Origin of the sequence: Nocardia amikacinitolerans (genome assembly GCF_900215415.1) — a bacterium.
Classification (GTDB): domain Bacteria; phylum Actinomycetota; class Actinomycetes; order Mycobacteriales; family Mycobacteriaceae; genus Nocardia; species Nocardia amikacinitolerans.
Window position 1 is genome coordinate 1,062,268 of sequence record NZ_OBEG01000001.1, and the last position, 19,862, is coordinate 1,082,129.

General features: G+C 67.7%; 26 protein-coding genes. 11 read left to right on the forward strand and 15 right to left on the reverse strand.

The annotated features are described in order from the left end of the window. Positions 1 to 27: 27 nt before the first annotated feature. Both CRP45_RS05040 and CRP45_RS05045 read right to left on the reverse strand, forming a co-directional pair. A complete protein-coding gene (locus CRP45_RS05040; protein ID WP_097243986.1) occupies positions 28 to 1,206 on the reverse strand; it encodes a helix-turn-helix domain-containing protein in 1,179 nt (392 codons plus the stop codon). A 228-nt stretch (positions 1,207 to 1,434) separates the two neighbouring features. After that, positions 1,435 to 2,595, reverse strand: a complete 1,161-nt coding sequence (locus tag CRP45_RS05045; protein ID WP_097243987.1) for a helix-turn-helix domain-containing protein — start codon at positions 2,593 to 2,595, stop codon at positions 1,435 to 1,437. Between the two features lie 228 nt (positions 2,596 to 2,823). On the opposite strand from CRP45_RS05045, the gene CRP45_RS05050 reads away from it, so the two are divergent. Both CRP45_RS05050 and CRP45_RS05055 read left to right on the forward strand, forming a co-directional pair. Beyond that, positions 2,824 to 3,324, forward strand: coding sequence for a DNA-directed RNA polymerase subunit beta (locus CRP45_RS05050; protein WP_097243988.1), 501 nt, complete (start codon positions 2,824 to 2,826; stop codon positions 3,322 to 3,324). Further along, a complete protein-coding gene (locus tag CRP45_RS05055) occupies positions 3,321 to 3,533 on the forward strand; it encodes a hypothetical protein (RefSeq protein ID WP_097243989.1) in 213 nt (70 codons plus the stop codon). Before CRP45_RS05050 ends, CRP45_RS05055 begins: the two co-directional genes overlap by 4 nt. Positions 3,534 to 3,600: 67 nt before the next feature. Here the strand turns inward: CRP45_RS05055 and CRP45_RS05060 are convergent, their stop codons facing one another. Continuing rightward, positions 3,601 to 4,518 carry a phosphatidylinositol mannoside acyltransferase gene (locus tag CRP45_RS05060; RefSeq protein WP_097243990.1) on the reverse strand — a complete coding sequence of 306 codons (918 nt, stop codon included), beginning with the start codon at positions 4,516 to 4,518 and terminating at the stop codon, positions 3,601 to 3,603. Between the two features lie 387 nt (positions 4,519 to 4,905). On the opposite strand from CRP45_RS05060, the gene CRP45_RS05065 reads away from it, so the two are divergent. Together CRP45_RS05065 and CRP45_RS05070 are read left to right on the forward strand one after the other, a co-directional pair. Then, complete coding sequence (locus tag CRP45_RS05065; RefSeq protein WP_245909906.1) at positions 4,906 to 5,430, forward strand: pentapeptide repeat-containing protein; 525 nt, start codon at positions 4,906 to 4,908, stop codon at positions 5,428 to 5,430. A gap of 127 nt (positions 5,431 to 5,557) precedes the next feature. Further along, entirely contained in the window at positions 5,558 to 6,451 is an 894-nt protein-coding gene (locus CRP45_RS05070; RefSeq protein ID WP_097243991.1) for an SGNH/GDSL hydrolase family protein, read from the forward strand. Positions 6,452 to 6,469: 18 nt separating this feature from the next. Here CRP45_RS05070 and CRP45_RS05075 read toward each other — a convergent pair whose 3' ends face one another. Beyond that, complete coding sequence (locus CRP45_RS05075) at positions 6,470 to 7,315, reverse strand: alpha/beta fold hydrolase (protein WP_097243992.1); 846 nt, start codon at positions 7,313 to 7,315, stop codon at positions 6,470 to 6,472. Positions 7,316 to 7,431: 116 nt separating this feature from the next. Here CRP45_RS05075 and CRP45_RS05080 point away from each other — a divergent pair, with 116 nt between their 5' ends. The 5 genes from CRP45_RS05080 to CRP45_RS05100 all read left to right on the forward strand — a co-directional run bounded on the left by CRP45_RS05080 (position 7,432) and on the right by CRP45_RS05100 (position 11,702). Then, positions 7,432 to 8,013 (forward strand): TetR/AcrR family transcriptional regulator, encoded by a 582-nt coding sequence (locus tag CRP45_RS05080; RefSeq protein ID WP_097243993.1) that lies wholly within the window; start codon positions 7,432 to 7,434, stop codon positions 8,011 to 8,013. A 102-nt stretch (positions 8,014 to 8,115) separates the two neighbouring features. Then, positions 8,116 to 9,330, forward strand: a complete 1,215-nt coding sequence (locus tag CRP45_RS05085) for an acyl-CoA dehydrogenase family protein (protein WP_097243994.1) — start codon at positions 8,116 to 8,118, stop codon at positions 9,328 to 9,330. A 37-nt stretch (positions 9,331 to 9,367) separates the two neighbouring features. Next, positions 9,368 to 10,120: an SDR family oxidoreductase gene (locus tag CRP45_RS05090; RefSeq protein ID WP_097243995.1), complete on the forward strand. Its 753-nt coding sequence runs from the start codon at positions 9,368 to 9,370 to the stop codon at positions 10,118 to 10,120. Positions 10,121 to 10,164: 44 nt separating this feature from the next. Further along, entirely contained in the window at positions 10,165 to 10,617 is a 453-nt protein-coding gene (locus CRP45_RS05095; RefSeq protein ID WP_097243996.1) for a VOC family protein, read from the forward strand. 128 nt (positions 10,618 to 10,745) lie between these two features. Beyond that, entirely contained in the window at positions 10,746 to 11,702 is a 957-nt protein-coding gene (locus CRP45_RS05100) for an alpha/beta fold hydrolase (RefSeq protein ID WP_097243997.1), read from the forward strand. A gap of 75 nt (positions 11,703 to 11,777) precedes the next feature. Here CRP45_RS05100 and CRP45_RS05105 read toward each other — a convergent pair whose 3' ends face one another. Beyond that, positions 11,778 to 12,254, reverse strand: coding sequence for a winged helix-turn-helix transcriptional regulator (locus tag CRP45_RS05105; RefSeq protein WP_097244574.1), 477 nt, complete (start codon positions 12,252 to 12,254; stop codon positions 11,778 to 11,780). A gap of 114 nt (positions 12,255 to 12,368) precedes the next feature. Here CRP45_RS05105 and CRP45_RS05110 point away from each other — a divergent pair, with 114 nt between their 5' ends. Further along, positions 12,369 to 13,649: an MFS transporter gene (locus tag CRP45_RS05110; protein ID WP_097243998.1), complete on the forward strand. Its 1,281-nt coding sequence runs from the start codon at positions 12,369 to 12,371 to the stop codon at positions 13,647 to 13,649. Here the strand turns inward: CRP45_RS05110 and CRP45_RS05115 are convergent. The 10 genes from CRP45_RS05115 to CRP45_RS05160 are packed head-to-tail and all read right to left on the reverse strand — an operon-like array spanning position 13,588 to position 18,853. Continuing rightward, on the reverse strand, positions 13,588 to 13,881 hold the full coding sequence (locus CRP45_RS05115) for a gas vesicle protein K (RefSeq protein WP_067783512.1): 294 nt from the start codon (positions 13,879 to 13,881) through the stop codon (positions 13,588 to 13,590). The genes CRP45_RS05110 and CRP45_RS05115 overlap by 62 nt on opposite strands. Next, positions 13,874 to 14,095 carry a gas vesicle protein gene (locus tag CRP45_RS05120; RefSeq protein ID WP_067783509.1) on the reverse strand — a complete coding sequence of 74 codons (222 nt, stop codon included), beginning with the start codon at positions 14,093 to 14,095 and terminating at the stop codon, positions 13,874 to 13,876. Before CRP45_RS05120 ends, CRP45_RS05115 begins: the two co-directional genes overlap by 8 nt. Then, positions 14,092 to 14,883, reverse strand: coding sequence for a GvpL/GvpF family gas vesicle protein (locus tag CRP45_RS05125; protein WP_097243999.1), 792 nt, complete (start codon positions 14,881 to 14,883; stop codon positions 14,092 to 14,094). The genes CRP45_RS05120 and CRP45_RS05125 overlap by 4 nt, the downstream gene beginning before the upstream one ends. Continuing rightward, on the reverse strand, positions 14,876 to 15,271 hold the full coding sequence (gene gvpJ / locus CRP45_RS05130; protein WP_097244000.1) for a gas vesicle protein GvpJ: 396 nt from the start codon (positions 15,269 to 15,271) through the stop codon (positions 14,876 to 14,878). Before gvpJ (CRP45_RS05130) ends, CRP45_RS05125 begins: the two co-directional genes overlap by 8 nt. After that, positions 15,268 to 15,594 carry a gas vesicle protein GvpO gene (gvpO, locus tag CRP45_RS05135; RefSeq protein WP_067783500.1) on the reverse strand — a complete coding sequence of 109 codons (327 nt, stop codon included), beginning with the start codon at positions 15,592 to 15,594 and terminating at the stop codon, positions 15,268 to 15,270. The genes gvpJ (CRP45_RS05130) and gvpO overlap by 4 nt, the downstream gene beginning before the upstream one ends. Positions 15,595 to 15,613: 19 nt before the next feature. Then, positions 15,614 to 15,850 carry a gas vesicle protein GvpG gene (locus CRP45_RS05140; RefSeq protein ID WP_097244001.1) on the reverse strand — a complete coding sequence of 79 codons (237 nt, stop codon included), beginning with the start codon at positions 15,848 to 15,850 and terminating at the stop codon, positions 15,614 to 15,616. Positions 15,851 to 15,853: 3 nt separating this feature from the next. After that, entirely contained in the window at positions 15,854 to 16,645 is a 792-nt protein-coding gene (locus CRP45_RS05145) for a GvpL/GvpF family gas vesicle protein (protein WP_067783494.1), read from the reverse strand. Then, positions 16,645 to 17,043 carry a gas vesicle protein GvpJ gene (gvpJ, locus tag CRP45_RS05150; RefSeq protein WP_097244002.1) on the reverse strand — a complete coding sequence of 133 codons (399 nt, stop codon included), beginning with the start codon at positions 17,041 to 17,043 and terminating at the stop codon, positions 16,645 to 16,647. Before gvpJ (CRP45_RS05150) ends, CRP45_RS05145 begins: the two co-directional genes overlap by 1 nt. Further along, positions 17,040 to 18,242, reverse strand: a complete 1,203-nt coding sequence (locus CRP45_RS05155; RefSeq protein ID WP_097244003.1) for an SRPBCC family protein — start codon at positions 18,240 to 18,242, stop codon at positions 17,040 to 17,042. The genes gvpJ (CRP45_RS05150) and CRP45_RS05155 overlap by 4 nt, the downstream gene beginning before the upstream one ends. Before the next feature lie 5 nt (positions 18,243 to 18,247). Next, positions 18,248 to 18,853, reverse strand: coding sequence for a hypothetical protein (locus tag CRP45_RS05160; RefSeq protein ID WP_097244575.1), 606 nt, complete (start codon positions 18,851 to 18,853; stop codon positions 18,248 to 18,250). 422 nt (positions 18,854 to 19,275) lie between these two features. Here CRP45_RS05160 and CRP45_RS35235 point away from each other — a divergent pair, with 422 nt between their 5' ends. Next, positions 19,276 to 19,581, forward strand: a complete 306-nt coding sequence (locus CRP45_RS35235; RefSeq protein ID WP_143861342.1) for a type 1 glutamine amidotransferase family protein — start codon at positions 19,276 to 19,278, stop codon at positions 19,579 to 19,581. Positions 19,582 to 19,862: the final 281 nt, after the last annotated feature.

The window sequence follows — 19,862 nt, forward strand, 5'->3', positions numbered from 1 at the left end:
TGGTGGATCGCCCGATGTACCGACCGCTCAAAGACTCGCGCCGAGCCAGGAGGCGAAGCCGACGAGGCTCTCGGTCTGGCGGCGCTGAGCGGCGGCGATGCCGAACAAAGTCTCCCGAACGGACGGATGCAGGCGCGTCTGCTGTGGCGCCGCGGCACGCGCCTTGTTGAGCGCGGCAAGAGCTTGATCGGGCTTGCCCGTCATCAGCCAGGCGCGAGCGTTGTCGTGCCAGTGGTGCCCCGCCCTCGGCGCGGCCATATCGGGCGGAAGTGCCAAGGTGGCACCGTCACGCGCTGCCTTGCCGGGGTCGCCCGCCTCCAGCTCGACCGCACACGCGTGCACCTCCACGTTCCCCGGGCCGAAATCCGTTGTGTACAGCGAGCTTTCCCGGGTCATCGGCCTCGCGATCTGCCGGGCCGCGCCGATATGGGTTCGCGCGTCGTCGAGGCGTCGTGCCCGCGCGGCGACGATCGCACCGCGCAGGTGGCTGTACCCGCGAAGGACGTTCTCCGCCTCGCTGTCGCCCGGAACCAGAGCCAGGCCACGGTCGACCAGCGACATCGCCACGTCGGTCGCTCCGTGTGCCATGAGGAGGCGCGACCGTTTGATCAGACTGCGGACGGCATAGGCGGGATCGTCGGCGTGCGACGCCGCCCAATCCAGCCGATCCAGCACCAGCGCAGTCAACGATGAGTAGCCCAGTCGGCCGCACGCCCCCTCGGCGGCGATATATGCCGCGCAGAGCATCTTGTACGCCTTCGCGCGGTCCCGCTCGTGCTGTGCGGCGTGGATCGCGCCGTACAGTTGCCGGATCAGATCGGGCAGCATCACCAGGGCACGACGTGTGCGGTCGTTCCGCAGTGCCATCTCCACGGCGGTGAGACCGGCGGACAGCTCCTCGAAAGACGGCGGCTCGACCGCGCGGACATACGCGCCTTCGGCCAGCACCGTGCGCAGTTCGGCCAGCCCTTCGATCGGACCATCTTCGGCGAGCGTATCGACATAGGGATTGCCCTGCAGCCGCTCGGGCTCGACACCGAGCGCGCCGGACACCGCCGCGATGAACCCCGCAGACGCGACCTCACGCCCCTGTTCGACCGCCTTGACCATGCTCAGGCTGTACTTGGCCCGACCGGCCAACTGCTGCTGACTCAGCCCAGCAATCTTGCGTTCGGCGGCAATCCGCTCACCAGCATGATGGCCCATGCCACGAGGGTAGATCGATCCACACGACGCCGCCCCTCACCACTCGAAACCTGTCCCTTCACTGGCCTTTCGAACACACCCCCAACCACCAAGCTGATACCCAGCCCCGCCGCCGGGTCGACCCGGTGCCCCACATCGTTCCCCGACCGCGAGTGCACACCGCTCGTCGATCGAACCTGCGGACGTCCGAATCATGGGGTTGTTGGATTGCCCGTTTTGCCTGACAGCTCAAAGACTCGCGCCGAGCCAAGAGGCGAAGCCGACGAGGCTCTCGGACTGGCGGCGCTGAGCGGCGGCGATGCCGAACAAAGTCTCCCGGACGGACGGATGCAGGCGCGTCTGTTGAGGTGCCGCGGCACGGGCCTTGTTGAGCGCGGCGAGGGCTTGGTCGGGTTTCCCCGTCATCAGCCAGGCGCGGGCGTTGTCGTGCCAGTGGTGGGCGATGCGTGTTGGTGGTGCGTCGTCAGGGTAGGTCAGCTTCACCCCTTCCACCGCCGCGCGGTTCGGGTCGCCTGCCTCGAGCTCGATGGCGTGGGCGTGAATGTTCACGTTGAGTGGGCCGAAGGCTGTCATGTACAAGTCGGTTTCGCCGGTGCGGGATGCGAACTCGCCCGCTGCCTGAAGATGGGCCATTGCGTTCGGATAGTCGAGCTTGCGAGCCTCGTTGATCGCTCCGGCGAGATGGGAGTATCCCGCCAGGACCATGCCTGCGGGGGTGTCGTCGGCAGTCCGAATCGCCGAGTCGATCAGTTGGGCAGCTACCGCCGATTCTCCGAAATGCGTGAGTACTCGCGCCCGGGCGAGCGCTGAGAACGCGCCGTAGTTCGGATCGTCCGCGAGTGGGGCGTATGTGTCTGCGAGATCTAGCGCAGGCAGCGCAAGCATCAAGTGGCCGGTCCTGCGAACGGACCATTCCGCCAGCACGTAGGCCGAGGTCAGCAGCGTGTACGCGTGCGCCTGTTCGTCGCCGGACAAGTCGCGTACGGCACCGTGCAACTGCCGGATCATATCGGGCAGCACTTCGATGGTCTGACGGGTGCGGTCGGCGCGGTAGAGCTGTTGCGCCTTTTCGAGTTCTACCTCGAGCGCCGCTAAACCAGCAGGCTCGGTCGCCCGTGCGTAGCGGCCCTCGGCAAGCAGTACCGACAGCTCGTTCACGGCATCGGAGAGGGGCTTGCCGTCGTCGTAAGGCGCGCCGGTCAGTTGCTCCGGCGTAATCCGCAGCGCCCGGGCAACAGCGGAGATGAACCCAGGGGACGCGACCTCACGCCCCTGTTCGACCGCCTTGACCATGCTCAGGCTGTACTTGGCCCGACCGGCCAACTGATGCTGACTCAGCCCAGCGATCTTGCGTTCGGCGGCAATCCGCTCACCAGCATGATGGCCCATGCCACGAGGGTAGATCGATCCACACGACGCCGCCCCTCACCACTCGAAACCTGTCCCTTCACTGGCCTTTCGAACACACCCCAACCACCAAGCTGATACCCAGCCCCGCCGCCCGGTCGACCCGGTGCCCCTCATCGTTCCCTGGCGGCGGGCGCTCTTCATATGTCGAGCGAACAGGGAGGGTGTTCCACCGATGGGGTTGTTCGAAGCAGTGACCGGGAGGCTGTTGTGAGCAACATTCCGCCGCGGACCGATCCGTTCGCGCGAGTCGGCGCCGATACACCCCGATCCCGGGTCGCCTATTACCGCACGGTGTGCAACCTTCCCGCGGTGGTCGAACCCGGCACCGGGCGGATCAGTTTCACCGCGGGCATGGTGTGGGCGATCGAGATGCCCTCCGAACTCGGGCAGTCGGTCAAGATCCACCTCGACACCACCAAGCAAGGTGGCGGGCCGATCGTCACCCACCCCCGATCCCACACGTGGACATTCCTCGTGCGCTCCGACATCCCGGCAACCATGGTCGCGGCCGAGGCGGCCTTGTATCGCAGCCGCCGAATCACGGTGCTTGGCAACGGCGAGCGAGTCGCGCTGCCGTCACCGGCCGACGAGGGCTCGGAGTATCGCGGCTGGATCACCGCCGCGCACTCGCTGTTCCGTCCCTCCGGCCGGGCAGTGCTCTACGGAGTGCACGCGTGTCCGACTCCGCCCCATGAGCATTCGCGATGAGCACCGTCTCACCGCGGCCGGAGGAACCGGACGTGCACCTGTCGGTGTTCCTGCACGGCGTGCGCATGGACTTCGTCGCGTGCCTGACCGCCGCGCTGGTCTTCGTCGCCGAACACGAGGACCGGCATTACCTCGACGCGGTGACCATCGATATCGCCGCGAACGGATTCCCCAGACTCCCGAACGAGCGGCTCTACCTCGAACCCTGACCCGACTGCTGGACGTCCGGAGTCTCACCCGGTGCAGAACCTTTGCGGGGTCGGTTTGGGCGTCGAATCAGTGTGACGAGTCGCGGCGAGCGTGCATGCGGGCGAGTTCGTCGGCGGTGTAGTCGGCGAGCCACACCCGTTGCAGCATGTGCCAGTCTGCCGGGTGTGCGGCGATACCGGCGGCGAATCGATCGGCAAGCGCCTGAGTCGTGTGTCGCACTCCGCCCGTCGTGTCGATCGGCGCACCGACGTGAAATCCCCAGCCACCAGGAGTGAACCAGCAGTGCACCGGCAGCAGCGGTGCACCGGTGTCGATCGCCAGCCGGGCCGGACCGGCTGGCATGCGAGCCGGTTCACCGAAGAACGCGACCGGCACGCCTCTGCCGGACAAATCGCGCTCGCCGAGCAGCCCAACTATCCGCCCCTGTTCGAGTCGCGCGGTGAGGAGCTCGAACGGTGGTGTCGCGGCACCGGTGAGCGGGACGATTTCGAAACCCAAACGCTCACGGAACCGGACGAAGCGTCGGAACAAGGATTCCGGCGACAGCCGCTCGGCCACGACGGTCGGTGAACCCACCCGCTGCACGAGCCAGACTCCCGCCAAGTCCCAGTTTCCGCTGTGCGGCAAGGCCAGCACCGCGCCGCGTCCGCGCTCGACCGCCTCGTGGATGTGTTCGAGCCCGGTGGCAGCGGATTCGATGGTCTCGGCCAGCCGCACAGGATTCATCGACGGGAGCCGGAACGCTTCGCACCAGTAGCGAGCGTAGGAGCGCATGCTCGCGCGCACCAGGTCGTCCGGCACTTCTTCCGGCGCGGTGGCGAGTACCCGAGCCAGATTGCGCCGCAGCTGGTCTGGTCCACCGTTACGGGCCGAGCGGTCGGCCGCGATGTCGAACAGACGGCTCGCCCACCGCTGCGGCATAGCGCGCACTAGCCGCCAGCTCGCCGCGTACCCGAGATCCCACGCTCGGTCCTTCGGTTTCATTGATCACTGCCGGCCGGGGCCGCGGCGTCGTCCGTCGCCGCGGGACTCGACACGGCGCTGCTGAACACCGGAGGACACACCTGGCCGTCACCGGCCGGTGCGGAGGTGGCAGTGGGTTCATCGAGGTGACTGAACAGGTTCGGCGGCCGAGATTTACGATTCATCCCTGAAGTGTCCTCTCCGATACGAAAACAGCGGCGACCGGTACCGTCGACACCGCCGAACTCCTTTCACGACGGCCACTTGGACACGGCAGCTACTTCTCGTCGAACAAGCCATGTCGAGCTTTCACCTTGGGGCTCTGTAGCGATAAGCTGTCTATCATCGCTGAACCCCGCCGATTTTATTGGACCGACGAACAATTCAAACGGCTCGAGCGTCCACATCGTGTGCAGTGTCGAAACCCGCCGGCTAACTTCTCGCATGCAGGGGGCTAGGTTGAGTACTGTTGCTCGTCGAACACTGCTTCAGAACGCGACGACCGCGCTGGTGCGCGGCGCGACGTCGCTACGCGCCGTGCTGATCGTCCGCGGCGGAGTGGCGATCCGGCCGGGCGCCGATCTGGTCCGCGCGAGACTGCACGGGATCGAGCTTCCCGGGGCGGATCTCACCGGAGCCGATCTGACGTCGGCCGATCTTCGCGAGGCCTACCTCGTCGAGGCGGTTCTGGTCGACGCCAATCTCGCGTACGCGCAACTGGCCGGTACAGATTTGCGCGGCGCGGATCTCACCGGCGCGGACCTGACCCGAGTCGACGCGGTGGGAACGGATTTCTCCGAGGCCGAGATCCCGGGCATCGCAACGGCGAAAGACCTGACGTGGTCGGAAACCACGCGCTGGGGCGAGTACTCCGAACAGGTCCGTTCCCGCTCGTGCGCCCTGGGTGGCGGCCGATACCGGCTCAATCCGTAGACGCGAATTCTTCGTTCCCGAAGCCGATCTCAACGGTTGAGGGCATATGCCCGCACCGCCGTGCTAGATTCCGTCTGGACGTTAGTCCAATTCATGCACGGGGTCGGGTAGTTCGAGCGGAGATACAGTGCTTGGGACCAGGCGAACACTGCTGGCGTCCGCCGCGGTGGCGCTACTGCCACTCACGGCCGCGGGTCTGCCCGCCGCACCGGCGACGGCCGCACCGGCGTATTCGGAGTATGTGGCGCTGGGGGATTCGTGGGCGGCCGATGCCACGGGCAGTCAGATCAGTACGCGGTTCGCGCCGGTGAACTGTCTGCAGAGCGCCCGCAACTATCCGAAGCAGGTGGCCGCCGCGCTGTCGATACCGGTCTTCCGCGACGCCACCTGCGGCGGCGCCGAGACCCGACACATGACAAGCCCGCAGGCCACGGCACTGGGCAGCAACCCACCCCAGTTCGACAGCCTCACTCCCACCACGGATCTGGTGACCCTTGGCATCGGCGGCAACGACGCCGCCCTGGCGAAGTCCGTATTCACCTGTCTGACGATCGATCCCGCCGCCACACCGTGCCGGGACACGATGGTCACCGGCGACACCGACCTCATGACCGAGGCCATCGGCGTCGCCGCGACCCGCGTGACCGCCACCATCGCGGGCATTCGCGAACGCGCCCCGCACGCCCGCATCCTGCTGCTCGACTACTTCGACGCCGTCGGCACCACCGGCGGCTGTTTCCCGGAGATCCCCATCTCCGACGCCGACGCGATCTGGCTGGGCGACAAGCTCATCGAGCTCAACCGCATGCTCGCCCGCGTGGCCGATGCCACCGGTGTGGAGTTCGTCGACACCCACACCGGCAGCACCGGCCACGACGCCTGCCAACCACCCGGTGTGCGATGGGTGGAGGGACTCGTCCCGTTCTCCAGCGCGCCGACCGGGCTCGCCGTGCCTTTCCATCCCAACCAGCTGGGAGCGGACTACCAGGCGCGGCGGGTGCTGGAGACGCTGGGGGCGTAGCGGTTTCGCGAACGCGGCTCAGCGACCGCTGCGGGCCGCGGCGACGTCGTCGGTCGTTTTGACGAATCGTGCGATCAGCTCGGTGATCGCCTCGGGCTGCTCGAGTGTGCAGGTGTGGCCGCAGTTGGGAACGATCTCGAGCGTGGCGCCCGCGATGTGGTCGGCGATCTGCTTCGCTTTGTCCGGTGGGGTGTCGATGTCGTCGGCGCCGACGACGACGAGGGTGGGCACGTCGATGCGGTCGAGTTCCGGCAGGATCGCGTCGCGGTCGGCGACACCGACGATCGCGCGGTGAATGCCCGCGCGCTCGGATCGGCTCAGCCGTCGAGCCCATTCGGCGATGACCGGCTCACCCGCCGTGCTTGCCCGAAATACCGGCCCGAACAGCAGATTCGCGGCGCGGTCGCGCACCATGCCGGTCCCGGCGAGCCGGTAGGCCAACGCGAGCAGCTTGAACTTGGCGGCGTGCACAGCGCCCTGGGCCTCGGCGCTGGTGCTCAGCAGGGTCAGCGAGCGGAGCAACTCGCCGCGCCGCGCGGCGATGCGCTGCCCGACGAACCCGCCCATGGACAGGCCGACGTAATGCACCGGCGCCAGATCCAGGTGATCGATCAGGGCCACCACGTCGTCGGCGAGCGTGTCCATGTCGTAGCCGGACGGTGTCGGCGCGCTGTAGCCCTGACCGCGGAAGTCGATCGCCACACAGCGGTAACGCGAACGCAGAGCTTCGATTTGCGGTTCGAACATCCACCCGCCGAACAGCAGCCCGTGTCCGAACACGATGGTCGGCGCGAACGGCCTCCGCGGGGGGAGGCCGGTGTCGATGTAGGCGAGTTCGGCGCCATTGATGTGACTGGTCGGCATAGTGACTCCTGCCTGGTCAGCGGTCGACTCATCGTCGTGGGGGCTACAGGCTAGCGTCAGGTTGAGCAACGCTCAATAGTGGCGGGAGCATTGCTCCGCAGTGGTACCTTCGCCAGATGACCGCGTCCGGGAGCGCCCGCATCCGCTTGAGGAGCGAGGATCGTCGGCAACAGCTCATCGGCATCGGGCTACGCCTGCTCGTCACCCGCCCGATCCACGAGCTCGCGATCGACGAGGTCGCCGCCGAGGCCGGTATCTCGCGAGGCCTGCTGTTCCACTACTTTCCGACCAAGCGCGACTACTACATCGCCGTCGTCCGCGCGGCGGGGGACCGGATGCTCGGGCAGACCGAAGTGCCCGAAGGCGGAACGTCGCAAACGCGCGAGCACGCTGTCACCGATGGCTTCGTGAGCTTCATCCGGCGGCGCCGCGCCAACTACGTGGCACTGGTGCGCGCGGCGAGCGGCGGTGACGACCGGGTCATGGAGGTCTTCCAGGACATTCGCGCGACCTTGACCGACCGCATCCTGCACGCGATGGGACGTTCGAAGGCCGACGCGATGACGCGCCTCGCCGTCCGCGGCTGGCTCGCGATGGCCGAGGAGATGGCCGTGGAAGCCGACGACGACGTGGCCACCTCGGATCTGGTCGACTACCTCGTCGACGCCCTCGGCCGCCTGTTCGACTCACCCGAATGACACTGCCCCACTACGCGTCGAGCCCTACGAGACGAGTCTTATTGAGCATTGCTTAGGAATGTTCTACTGTCGCCGTGTCGGGGGGAATCGAGAGGAGCCATCGTGGACTTCACCCATTCAGCCGTCGCCCGCGATTACATAGACCGGGTCCGCGCGTTCATCGACAATGAGATCACGCCGCGCGAGGCGGACTATTTCGCCACGCTGCACGGTCTTTCGGACCGTTGGGTCGTCTCTCCCGTCGTCGAGGAACTCAAGGCCGCCGCGCGCGAGCAGGGGCTGTGGAACCTCTTCCTGCCCGACGACAGGTACGGGGCTGGCCTGTCGGTGGTGGATTACGCGCCGCTGGCGGAGCTGATGGGTCGCTCGTTGCTTGCCCCGGAAGTGTTCAACTGCAACGCCCCCGACACCGGCAACGCCGAGGTGCTGGTGCACTACGGCAGCGACGCGCAGCGTGCGGAATGGTTGACGCCGCTGCTGGAGGGCCGGATTCGTTCGGCGTTCTGCATGACCGAGCCGGACGCGGCGTCCTCGGACGCGACGAACATGAGCGCGACCGCGATCGTGGACGGCGACAGCGTCGTTCTCAACGGCCGCAAATGGTGGAGCACCGGCATCGGCCACCCGAACTGCCGATTCGTCATCTTCATGGGCCTGACCGATCCCGACGCGCACCGCCACGCACGGCACTCGATGGTCCTTGTGCCGCTGGACACCGAAGGCGTTCGGGTGGAACGGATGCTGCCGGTCATGGGGTACTACGACGAGCCATACGGCCACGGCGAAGTGTCGTTCACCGACGTCCGACTGCCGCTGGACGCGATCATCGCCGGTCCCGGCCGCGGCTTCGAGATCGCCCAGGGTCGTCTCGGACCCGGCCGGATCCACCACTGCATGCGCTTGATCGGCATGGCCGAGCGCGCGCTCGAGCTGGCCTGCGAACGGGCAAGCAGCCGTCACGGTTTCGGCAAACCGTTGATCAATCTCGGTGGCAATCGCGAACGCATCGCGCACGCGCGCATCGCGATCAACCAGGCGCGGCTGCAAGTCCTGCACACGGCGTGGCTGCTGGACACCGGGGGAGCCGCGGCGGCGATCAGCGAGCTGTCGCAGGTGAAGGCCTCGGTTCCGAGCATGGCGTACTCGGTGATCGACATGGCGATCCAGCTGCACGGCGCGGCGGGACTGTCCGACGACACCCCGCTGGCGGGGTTCCTCTCGGCGGCGCGGGCGCTGCGGCTGGCCGACGGTCCCGACGAGGTTCACCTCGGCGTTGTCGCCCGCGTCGAACTCGCCAAGTATCGGGACCGCGCGTGACCCGGCCGCACACGTTTCAGCATCAGGAGGATCGTCGATGACCACCAGGAAGCGCATTCTGATCACCGGCGCAAGCAGCGGCCTCGGCGAGGAGATGGCCCGCGCCTTCGCCGCGAAAGGACGCGATCTCGCGCTGTGCGCGCGCCGCGGGGAGCGCCTGCGTCGACTGCACGACGAATTGCTCGCAGCGCACCCCCGCATCCGGGTGAGCGTGCGCGAGCTCGACGTCAACGACCACGACGCGGTCTTCGAGGTGTTCAACGCCTTTCACGACGACCTCGACGGCCTGGACCGGGTGATCGTCAACGCCGGGCTCGGCAAGGGCCAGCCGATCGGCACCGGCCGCTTCCACGCCAATCGGCAGACCGCAGAGACGAATTTCGTCGCGGCGCTGGCGCAATGCGAAGCCGCCGTGGAGATCTTCCGCCGTCAGCGGTCCGGTCATCTCGTCGTCGTCTCCTCGATCAGCGCGATGCGGGGCCTGCCGCGCAATCTCACCACCTACGCCGCGAGTAAGGCCGGTGTCGCGGCGCTGGCCGAGGGAATCCGCGCCGAACTGCTCGACACCCCGATCGCGGTCACCACCTTGTACCCGGCCTACATCGAATCGGAGATGACCGCCGCCGCGGGCCGCACGCCGCTGATGGTCTCGACGCGAAAAGGCGTGCGGGCCATGGTCAAAGCCATCGAGGCCGAACGCGTCCAGGCCAAAGTCCCCGCGTGGCCCGGCTTGCCGCTGGCAGCCGCCATGCGCGCTCTGCCGCTGCGCCTCGTCGCCAAGGTCAGCTGAGCACTTCCGCGTTTCTGTCGTAGCGGCGGTGTAGGTTCCGGCGCGTGGCATTGAACTGGAAGCTCGTCATCGACAGCAAGAACGCGCCCGTCCTCGCGGACTTCTGGGCCGCGGCCCTGGGGTACGAGATGGAAGACCCGAGCCCGCTCATCGAGCAGCTGCTCGCGGCGGGTCATCTCGGCGAGGACGCGGTGGCCGAGCACGGGGGTCGCAAGATCTTCCGTGGGCTGGCCGGGATCCGGCACCCGGAGGATCCGTTCGATCAGCTCAGCGGTGTCGGTCGGGGCAGGCGTCTGCTGTTCCAGGACGTCCCCGAGGACAAGTCCGGCAAGAACCGTCTGCACATCGACGTGCACGGCGAGTCGGGCGACCTCGAGGGTCTGGTGGCTCGGCTGGAAGGGCTCGGCGCGACCCGCGTGCGCGAGTTCGACAACGGACCCGCCGGGCACTGGTGGGTCATGCGGGATCCCGAAGGCAACGAGTTCTGCGCAGCGTAGACCCGATCCCACCAAGGTGGCGATGCGTTCACCCCTTGGGGAAGCGACCTCAACTCTCGGGGCACTGACAACGGCGGCGGATCCGGCGGACAGTTGGACACGTAACCGCCAGCGAACCGGAGCCTCCGATGTCGATCCCCAGCACAGTCGCCACCTCGGCGGGTCGTCGTGCCACGGTCTCGACCCGAGACGGTGTGCGACTCGCCCTTCGCGAATACGGCCCGCGAGACGCGGAGCTCACCGTCGTGCTCCTGCACGGACATTGCCTGCGCACCGCGTCCTGGGCCTACGTCCGTGACGCGCTGATGCGCAGGTATCCGGGCGGCAGGCTCGTCTGCTACGACCACCGTGGCCACGGCGAGTCCGCCGTCGCGTCGCGCCAGACCTACAACCTCGAGCAGCTCGGCCACGACCTGCGTGATGTGCTCGACGCCGTCGCACCCACCGGGCCGGTCGTGCTGGTCGGTCACTCCATGGGTGGCATGACCGCGCTGACCTACGCCAGCCTGTACCCGCACGAGATCGGCACTCGCGTCGTCGGCGCCGCGCTCATCGCGACCGCAGCCAGCGGACTCGCCGACGTCGGCTTCGGCCGTCTGCTGCGCAATCCGGTCATCTCCCTGTTCCAGGCCGCCGTCCGGCGCGCGCCGAGCATGATGCACCACGCGAAGCTCATGGCCTGCAAGGTCTTCGCCCCTCTCATCCGCACCGCCGAGTTCGGCGATCGCAAGGTCAGCCCCCGGGTGCTCACTCTCGCCAACGCGATGCACAATCAGACTTCGGTCGTGACGATGGCGAGCTTCCTGAGCGCCTTCATGGCCTACGACCAGACCGACGCGCTCGCCGTCCTGTCGAAGATCCCGACGCTTGTGCTGTGCGGCTCGGCCGACCTGATGACGCCGCCCTCGCATTCCGTCGCGATGGCCGCCACGATCGAGTACTCGGACTTGGTGATGGTCGAGGGCGCGGGCCACTCCGTGATCCTCGAGCAGCCGCGCCACGTCGCCGACGCCCTCGCCCGCCTGCTGGAGCGAGCGGGCGGCACCCCGTCGGACGAGGATCCCGACCTCGCTTTCGCCGCTTAGCCCCGGGCTCGGCTCACCCGAAACTCTGCTGTCCGCGGAGGGACCGCGGCATGCCGCGAACGGCGAAGCGTCTGGCTACGACCGAGTTCCGGAAGTTCCTTCGGCGACTTTCCGGACGCGCACGCGCTGCGGTGCGACGGTCTGGCCGTCCGGGGTGGTGAAGCGCAGTGTCGGCAGTGGACGTCCGGAGTCGGTGTCGACCAGGACCGAGTGCGGCTCGTCGGGGGAGAAGGCGTGCCGCTGGCCCCATTGCCGGAGGCTGACGATCAGATCGAACAGGTCCCGCCCCTCGGCGGTGAGGACGTACTCCTCGAATCTGCTTCCGTCGGCAGCGGGTTCGACGCGCAGCACGCCCGCGTCGACGAGATGTCGTAGACGGGCGCTGAGGATGTTCTTCGCGATGCCGAGATTGCGCTGGAATTGTCCGAAGCGCCGAACGCCGTCGAAAGCGTCGCGGACGATCAACAGGGACCAGCGGTCGCCGACCAGATCCAGCGTGCGCGCGACGGGGCACTCCGGATCCGTCCAATCCTTCGCCTGCGGCTTGCCCATGCACTCTCCCTCGGTGGACTCACCTCCATGGTTGCACATCGAAACCATTACGTCCATGATGGTTGCAAATCGAAACCATGACGCTTCGGTGTGTCACAGAGGGGAGAGGTCGGTATGGGCATATCGGTCGAGAAGGCTTCGGCCGCTGCGGAATCCGACGGAATCGACAATCGACTATCGGTGTTGCTGACGCTGGCCTGCGGGATCTCGGTGGCGAACGTGTACTACGCCCAGCCGCTGCTCGACGGCATAGGCGCCGATCTCGGCATCGGCTCCGGGCAACTGGGCCTGGTGACCACGCTCACCCAGGCGGGGTATCTGCTCGGCCTCGTGCTGCTCGTTCCGCTCGGCGATCTGATCGATCGGCGCAGGCTGATCACTGTGCTCGCGGCGGTCGCGAGCGCCGGGTCGGTGGTGATCGCGGTCTCGGGCCGTGCGGTTGTCTTCCTCGCCGCCTGCGCGCTGGTCGGGCTGGTCTCGGTGGTCGTTCAGGTCGTCGTCGCCTATGCCGCGGTGCTCAGTGCGCCCGCGCGGCGCGGCGCGGTCGTCGGTACGGTGACGAGCGGGGTGGTGATCGGCATCCTGCTGGCGCGTACCGTTTCCGGACTCGTCGCCGAGGTGGCGGGCTGGCGCGCGGTGTTCGCGGTCTCGGCGGTGCTGATGCTGACTCTCACGTTCGCCCTCGCACGCGCGCTGCCTTCGGATACGGCTGCGCGACAAAGGATTTCCTACGGTGACCTGATCACCTCGGTGGTCCGGCTGACCATCCGGGAGCCGGTCTTCCGAGCCAGGAGCCTGATCGCCTTGTTCATGTTCGCCGCGTTCGGTGCGGTGTGGGGCTCGATGGCGCTGCCGCTGGCCGCGACGCCGTGGCGGCTGTCCGAAGCGGAGATCGGTCTGTTCGGGATCGTCGGTGCGGCGGGCGCTGTCGGCGCAGCGCGCGCCGGGCGGTGGGCGGATCGTGGTCTCGGGCAGTGGATCAGCGCTGGGTCGCTGGCGGTGCTGGCCCTGTCCTGGCTGTTCATCTGGGGCGCGCCGCACTCGTTGCTGCTGCTGGCCGTCGGAGTCGCCGCGCTCGACTTCGCGGGGCAAGCCCTGCACGTGATTAATCAGAACCTGATCGTCGCCATCGATCCGGCCGCGAGCAGCAGGCTGATCGGCAGCTACATGGTCTTCTACTCGCTCGGCACCGGTGGTGGAGCCATCGCCGCCACCGCGCTGTACAGCGCGGCAGGGTGGGGCGCGGTCTGCCTGCTCGGCGTGATTCTGTCCGGCCTGGCCGCGCTGGTGTGGATCGTCGACCGGTGGCGGCGTGAGCCGACAACCGATCCGCTCACCTCTCGGGCAGCAGCGTGCCAAGGGGGCCGAGGTCGATGTTCAGGTCCTCGGGTGTGAGACCGAAGTGTTCGCGCAGTTCGTCCATGCGCTGTTCGAGCAGCATGAGGGTGGTGCCGATGCGTTCGATCTGCGCCTCGCTCAGGTCGCCGTCGTCCACGCGGCGCAGCGCTTGGCGCTCCATCAGCTGCCGGAGCAGCTCCACCAGGGTGAGCACGAGCGTGACGAGTCCGCGTTCGACGGATTCGGGGTCGGCGTCGATACGCGGTGAGATGCCGTCGAATTCAGTCATCCTTGGCCGGTTCCAGTGCGGTCCGCGCCACGGGCGAGAGCGGGTTGGCGGAGATGGTGCTGACGGAGGAGATCAGGGCGCGCAGCGAGATCTGGACCATGTCGACGTCCGCGATGGAAAGCCTGATGTCGCCGGTGACGACGACGCCGCCCGCGAGCACCCGATCGAGCAGATCGATGAGCGCGACTCGTCGCTCGCTGTCGGTGCGCGTCATCGCGCCTCCCGTTCCGCACCGGCGAACGAGTACGGCGGCCACGGACCGGTGAGCTCGAGCCGGATGCCGGGGAACTGCTTGCCGAGATCCTCGACCACCGCGGCGAATTCGTCGGCGCGGTCGTCGTCGACGAGGTAGGTGCCGTTCAGCACCATCCAGTCCCGGCGGCCGTCCAGCACCGGATCGGTCAGCGGCTGACGCCGACCCGCCGCGGCCTGCCGGACGAGGCGCTCGTGGATCCGGTCGGCGCGCTCGGCCGCGTCGCGTTCCACGGTTTCCCGCGCGGACAACTGCGCGCGGCGCCGAAGCAGATATGCCGTGCCAGAGCCCGCTCTTTCGGACCCGGCCAGCTCGGCCTCGGCGACCGCGGCCGTGAGCGCGGCCCGGTCCCCATAGGCTTTGACGCCCCATTCGGTCCGCCCCCTGATCAGGGCAAGCGCGGACTCGAAGGCCGCGCGGCGCTCGTCGAGCATGCCGCGCACTCGGTCGTCGTCGAGGAAGACGACGGCCAAGCGCAGCGGGACGGCCGCGCCCCGCCCCGCCACCGCGGAGACGACGGCGTCGTGGGCCCGAGCCGTCGCCTCCAGCCATGTGAGATCCTCCAGATTCCGGCGCAGCGGCTCGTCACCGAAGACCGCGAGCGGCACCGATCCCACCACTGCCGCGAGATCGCCGGAGACCACCGTGCGCACCGGCTCCCCGGCAACGCCGGTCAGCTCACCCAGGTCTTCCCCGAGGTCGGCGGCGCTGGTCACCGCGTAAAGCCAGACTCCGTCGGCGTCAGTCACGGTCGCGCTCTTCCTCCCGTTCGCGTGCGCGCTCGATGGGCTTGCGGCCGACGTCCTTGCGCGACTCCAGTTCCGCGATCCGATCGCGCAGCTTCTGGTTCTCGAGTTCGAGATCGTGATCCTGCCGTTCGAGGGCGCGCGCCTTGCTGTTGAGCCAGGGATCGGTTTCCCACCAGTCGATGCCCACCGCCTTGGCGGTTTCCAGCGACGCGACCACCAGCCGCAGCTTGATCGTGAGCAGTTCGATGTCGAGCAGATTGACCTGAATGTCGCCCGCGATGACCAGGCCCTTGTCGAGGACCCGCTCGAGGATGTCGCCGAGGTTCGTCGACCTGTTGCCGCCGCCGTAGGGCTCCGGCATAGATGATCCGCTGTTCACGACGGTCATGGCGCACCCCTCGCGCCGATATCGGTGCTGCCGCGGCTGTAACGCCGGGTTCTGCGGTACGCCACCAGATTCCCGTCCACATCGAGCTCCACCTCGTAGAGCGCGAGCATGTCCGACGACGAGGGGATGCGACGGTCCTCGAGCACCTCGACCTCCACCAGCCAGCCGTCCTCGATGGGCTCGGCCGAGGTCGCCCCCTCGGCCTGCTTCGAGGTCAGCTCGGCCAGCTCCGCGATCGCCGCGGCGGCCGCCTGCGCGGCGGTCCGGCACTGCGCTCGGCCACCGCCGTCGTCGGCCTCGTCGTCCGCTCTCCGGGCGCTCACTCGGATCACTCCCTTCCGGTCAGCCGGTGCCGCCCTGGCGCATCATCCGGTCGAGGACGGCCTGCTGGGCCTGCCTGTGCTCTTCCTCCGACAGTTGGCCGGCCGCCGCGGCCTCGTCGATCGCCTCGAGCTCACGCCGGATGGTCGCCGGATCGTTCAGCTGCCGTTCGACTTCGTCCTGGATGACCTGACCGAGCCAGATCACGCCGCGAACCGGCGCGAGCGGCAACGTGACGATCGCCGAGATCAAACCCACCGGTCAGCCCTCCGGTGCGCGCTTCATCACGAAGTCGTAGGCCGCCATCGGACCGAGCAGCGACAAGGTCACGCGGTCGTCCCACTCGTCGGCGAGCTGGGCCAGCGCGTCCTCCAGGTCGCCCTGCCTGGACACCTCCACCAGGATCGCGACGTGCACGGCGTCCTGCTCGTGGGTCGGGGGCCGCTGGTTGACGAGGGGCTCCAGCTCGTTCAGCGCGTCGAGCACCCGCTGGGTGTCCTGGGCGCGTTTCGCTTCGATGCCTTGGTTGATGATCTCGCCGAGCGCCATCCTGGCGTCCCGCGTGGCATCCGCCGACTTGTCGCGGATCGCGTCGCGCAAACGAGCCGCCTCGGCGTTCTCGTCGAGCAGTTCCCGCAGGATCGTCTTCTCGACGTAGCGACCCTTGACCACGAACTGCGCGCGACCCTCCAATTCCTCCAGCGCTGCGCGGAATTCGTCCTGATGGGCCTCGAGCAGTTCCTTCTCCACCGCTTCCGTGGTGGACATGACGGCGCCGAACCGCAGCGGCAGCACCGGGACCACGGCGGCCGAGCCGTCCAGCAGCTCCGCGTGCGCGGTCATGTCGGCGGGGGTGCCGAGCGGGCGGTCGGTCGTGATCTCGCTGACCAACGCGCCGATCTCCCCGTGGCGCACCACGGTGACGCCGTGATCGCCGACACCGGAGGCCTGTTCCTCGGGTTCCACATCCGCGGGCACGATGCCGTAGACGTACACCGCGGTACGCCCGGCGCTTTCCTTCTCCCGCGCTTCGGTCGCTTGTTCGGTGGACATCAATCCTCCCTACGTTTCGTCGACCGGCTCTGCTTCTCGCGCCGCGCCTCGACGTCGTCCATGAAGTTCAGGACTTTCTCGCCTGCGGCCTCGAGCGCGCCCTGGGTCTTGTGCTTGGCTCCGCCGCTGGCGACCTCCCCGACCAGGTCCGGCAGACCCTTCGGTTCGGTGTCGGAGATCTCCAGTCGATTGACGGCCTCGGCGAATCGCAGATACGTGTCGACGCTGGCCACCACGACTCGGGCGTCGATGGTCACCAGTTCGATACCGACCAGCGACACGCGCACGAACGCGTCGATGACCAGTCCTTTGTCCAGAATCGTGTCGATGACGTCGGCCAAGCCCGAAGAGTTCGGTCGAGCCGCTACGCCCCCGCCACCCGCGGGTTCGATAGTCATGCTTCTTGCCTCCTGCGCGCGGTCGATCGGCGTTCCGGGGCGCCGCGCCTGCTCCCTGATGTGGTGCGACGTCGCGCCGCGGGCCGGCGGGCAGGCCGCTCGTCTTCCTCGGACTCCTCGTCTTCGTCGGCCTCGTCGCGTTCTTCGTCTTCGTCCTCGTCGGGTTCCTCGTCCTCGTCGGGTTCTTCGTCTTCGTCGGTCGCCTCGGCTTCGTCTGTCTCTTCGTCCTCGGCTTCCTCGGGTTCCTCGCCTTCGTCGGCCTCGTCGCGTTCCTCGCCCTCGTGTTCTTCCTGCTCCTCACGACGGGCGGTCTCGTCGTCCTTGACCACCTTCTTGTCGCGGATTTCGCCGTGCCAGCCCACGATGTCGTCGGGGTGCAGCACGCTTTCGGTCATGACGTGACGCTGGAAATGCTTGAGCTCGAGCCGAACCCGGCGACCGGCCGCACGCCAGAGGTTGGCGGTCTTCTCGAAGAACCCGGCGGGGTGGTACTCGAGGACCACCATGATCCGCGTCAGGTCGGGGGTGAGTTCGTGGAAGGTCACCGCGCCGTCGATATACCCTTTGTGGCCCTTGGAGCGCCACACGATCCGCTCGAACGGCACCTGCTCGACGATGGTGGAATTCCAGGTCCGCTTGGACCAGAAGACCTTGCCGGACCATTCGAGCTTCTCGTCGGAGACCTGCTCGACCTGCTGGACCTTCTTCATGAACTTCGGGAAGTCCGCGAACTGGGTCCACTGGTCGTAGGCGAGGTCGATCGGGACACCGACATCGATGTGCTCGACGATATTGGTCAACTTGAGCTTCTTGCCGCCGCTGCCCTTGCCGCCTCCGGTCAGGGATTCCTTGACATCCTGGAACTTCTCCGTCGCGGAACTCTTCAGCTTGTCCATGCCCGCGCTCATCGCCGCGGACATCGGTGACTTGCCTTCGGCGAGCTTCTCGACCCCGGTCAACGCCGACAACAGATTGCCGCCGCCGCCCTCGGCCACCTGGGTGAGGCGATCGGCTGTTCCGGCTACCCGGTCGGCGACACGGGTGAGAGCACGCTCGGCGAGAGTTCCCGTGAGATTCCGCAACGAGTCCTGCAACTGCTGCTGCGGCGTACCGGGCCCGGCCGCCTTCTTCGCCCGGCTCGCGGCACCGGTCGCGGTCTCACCGAGCTTGCGGGTGACGTCTTCGAGAGCTTTCGTCATCGCCCTCACCTCCTCGTGCGACGCACCGGCGCGCTGTCCGCGCTGTCGGCACTGGCTCTACGCCGTGCGGCGCCCGTCGGCTTACGTTCTCCCGACCCGGACGATTTGGCAGGTGTCCGCTTGGAGCCTGCCGCCGTGGCCCGACGACGGGTGGGCGTCCGCGAGCGGGTGGACGACGACCTCTTGTCCTTCTCCGGCTCGGCCTCCTCCTCGTCTTCGTCCTCCTGGTCTTCCTCGGCGGATTCGTAGTCCTCTTCGGCGTAGTCGTCCGCGTCTTCGGGGCGCTCGTCCTCGTCGGTGTCTTCCTCCGCCTCCGACGGCTGGCCACCCGCCTGGAGGCGGGCGTTCAACGCATCGATGCGGTTGCTCGCGGCGCTGACTGCCGCGGCTCGCGCGGCGTCCATCAACTCGCCGCGAATCGTGTCGGTGATCTTGGTCAGTTCCTTCGACGAGCCGAGCACCGACGCTCCGCGTTGCAGCAGGGCCTGCGGGCCCCCCGCCTGCCTGCTCAATCCCGCACCCGCCAGCGCCAACGCCAGCCGCATTTTGCGCGTGCGTCCCAGCACGTATCCGATCCCCACCCCCACCGCCAACCTCGCTCCACCCTTCATGGTCACTCCTGGTTTGCCATTCGCTCGATATCAGCGCGTGTGCGAAACGGAGCCCGGTTATAGCCTCAGTGGTTCAGAGGTGGGTCAGATCACATCACGCCCCTAGACTTCGACGCTACGCCGAATACGAGGCGGGTGTAACCGCGTTCTTCCTGCGAAAAGCCGGAACATCCCGATATGTGAAACGCACGACCACGCGCGAGGGGCGATTGGACGACGATGCGAGTGCGCGTGCGAACGATCGAAGGCCGCGGATGAGCTGTGAGATAGCCAGATGCCTTTTGGCTACGGCACGGCAGCCGTGTCGCCGCGAAAGAGTTGCGAACGAGCGGAATTCACCGCCGCCGAGGGCAGTGGAACGGCGCGGTGCGTGGCCAGTTCGACGGCAGTTCCCACCACCGACCCAGGGGACTAGCAGGACGGTGGCGCCGATCAGCACGTCGACCACCGCGCAGAACTCCGCGAACGAGCGTGCCACGGCGCGGTTGGTGGCGCACGTCCGGCGTCTCGCCGCGGTCAGCAGGCGGGTGTCCTCGGTCCGCACGGGCGCGAGCGTGCCGGCCGCTGCGGGGCTGCTCGACGGGAAGCGGGCCGCCACGCACTGGATAGCGGCCGAACAGTTGGCCGCCGCGCATCCGGCGATCACGGTGGATCCCGATCCGATCCACGGCGGAGCACGCGCTGGTCCGACGGGTCGCGACTCATATCGCCGCGAACCTGGCCGCTGATCTGTCCACGGCCGTGCGCGCCGCGCGGGAGGGCGCCGGCGCGCGACACCTCACGCGGTTGTCCGTCCAGCAGGCGGGCCGAGCGGGTCACCGGCTGATCCGGCCGCGAGTCACGCACCGGCGCAGCCAGTTTCGGTTTGCCATGGCACGCGATCATGATCGATTTCGCCAAGTGCCGACGGACGAAACCTCTTTCGCGCAATCCGTAGCCGTTCGATTGCGATACCCGGTGAAAACGCCTACCCGCGAAACCGAACGAGAAATCACGTTTTCATCACGGG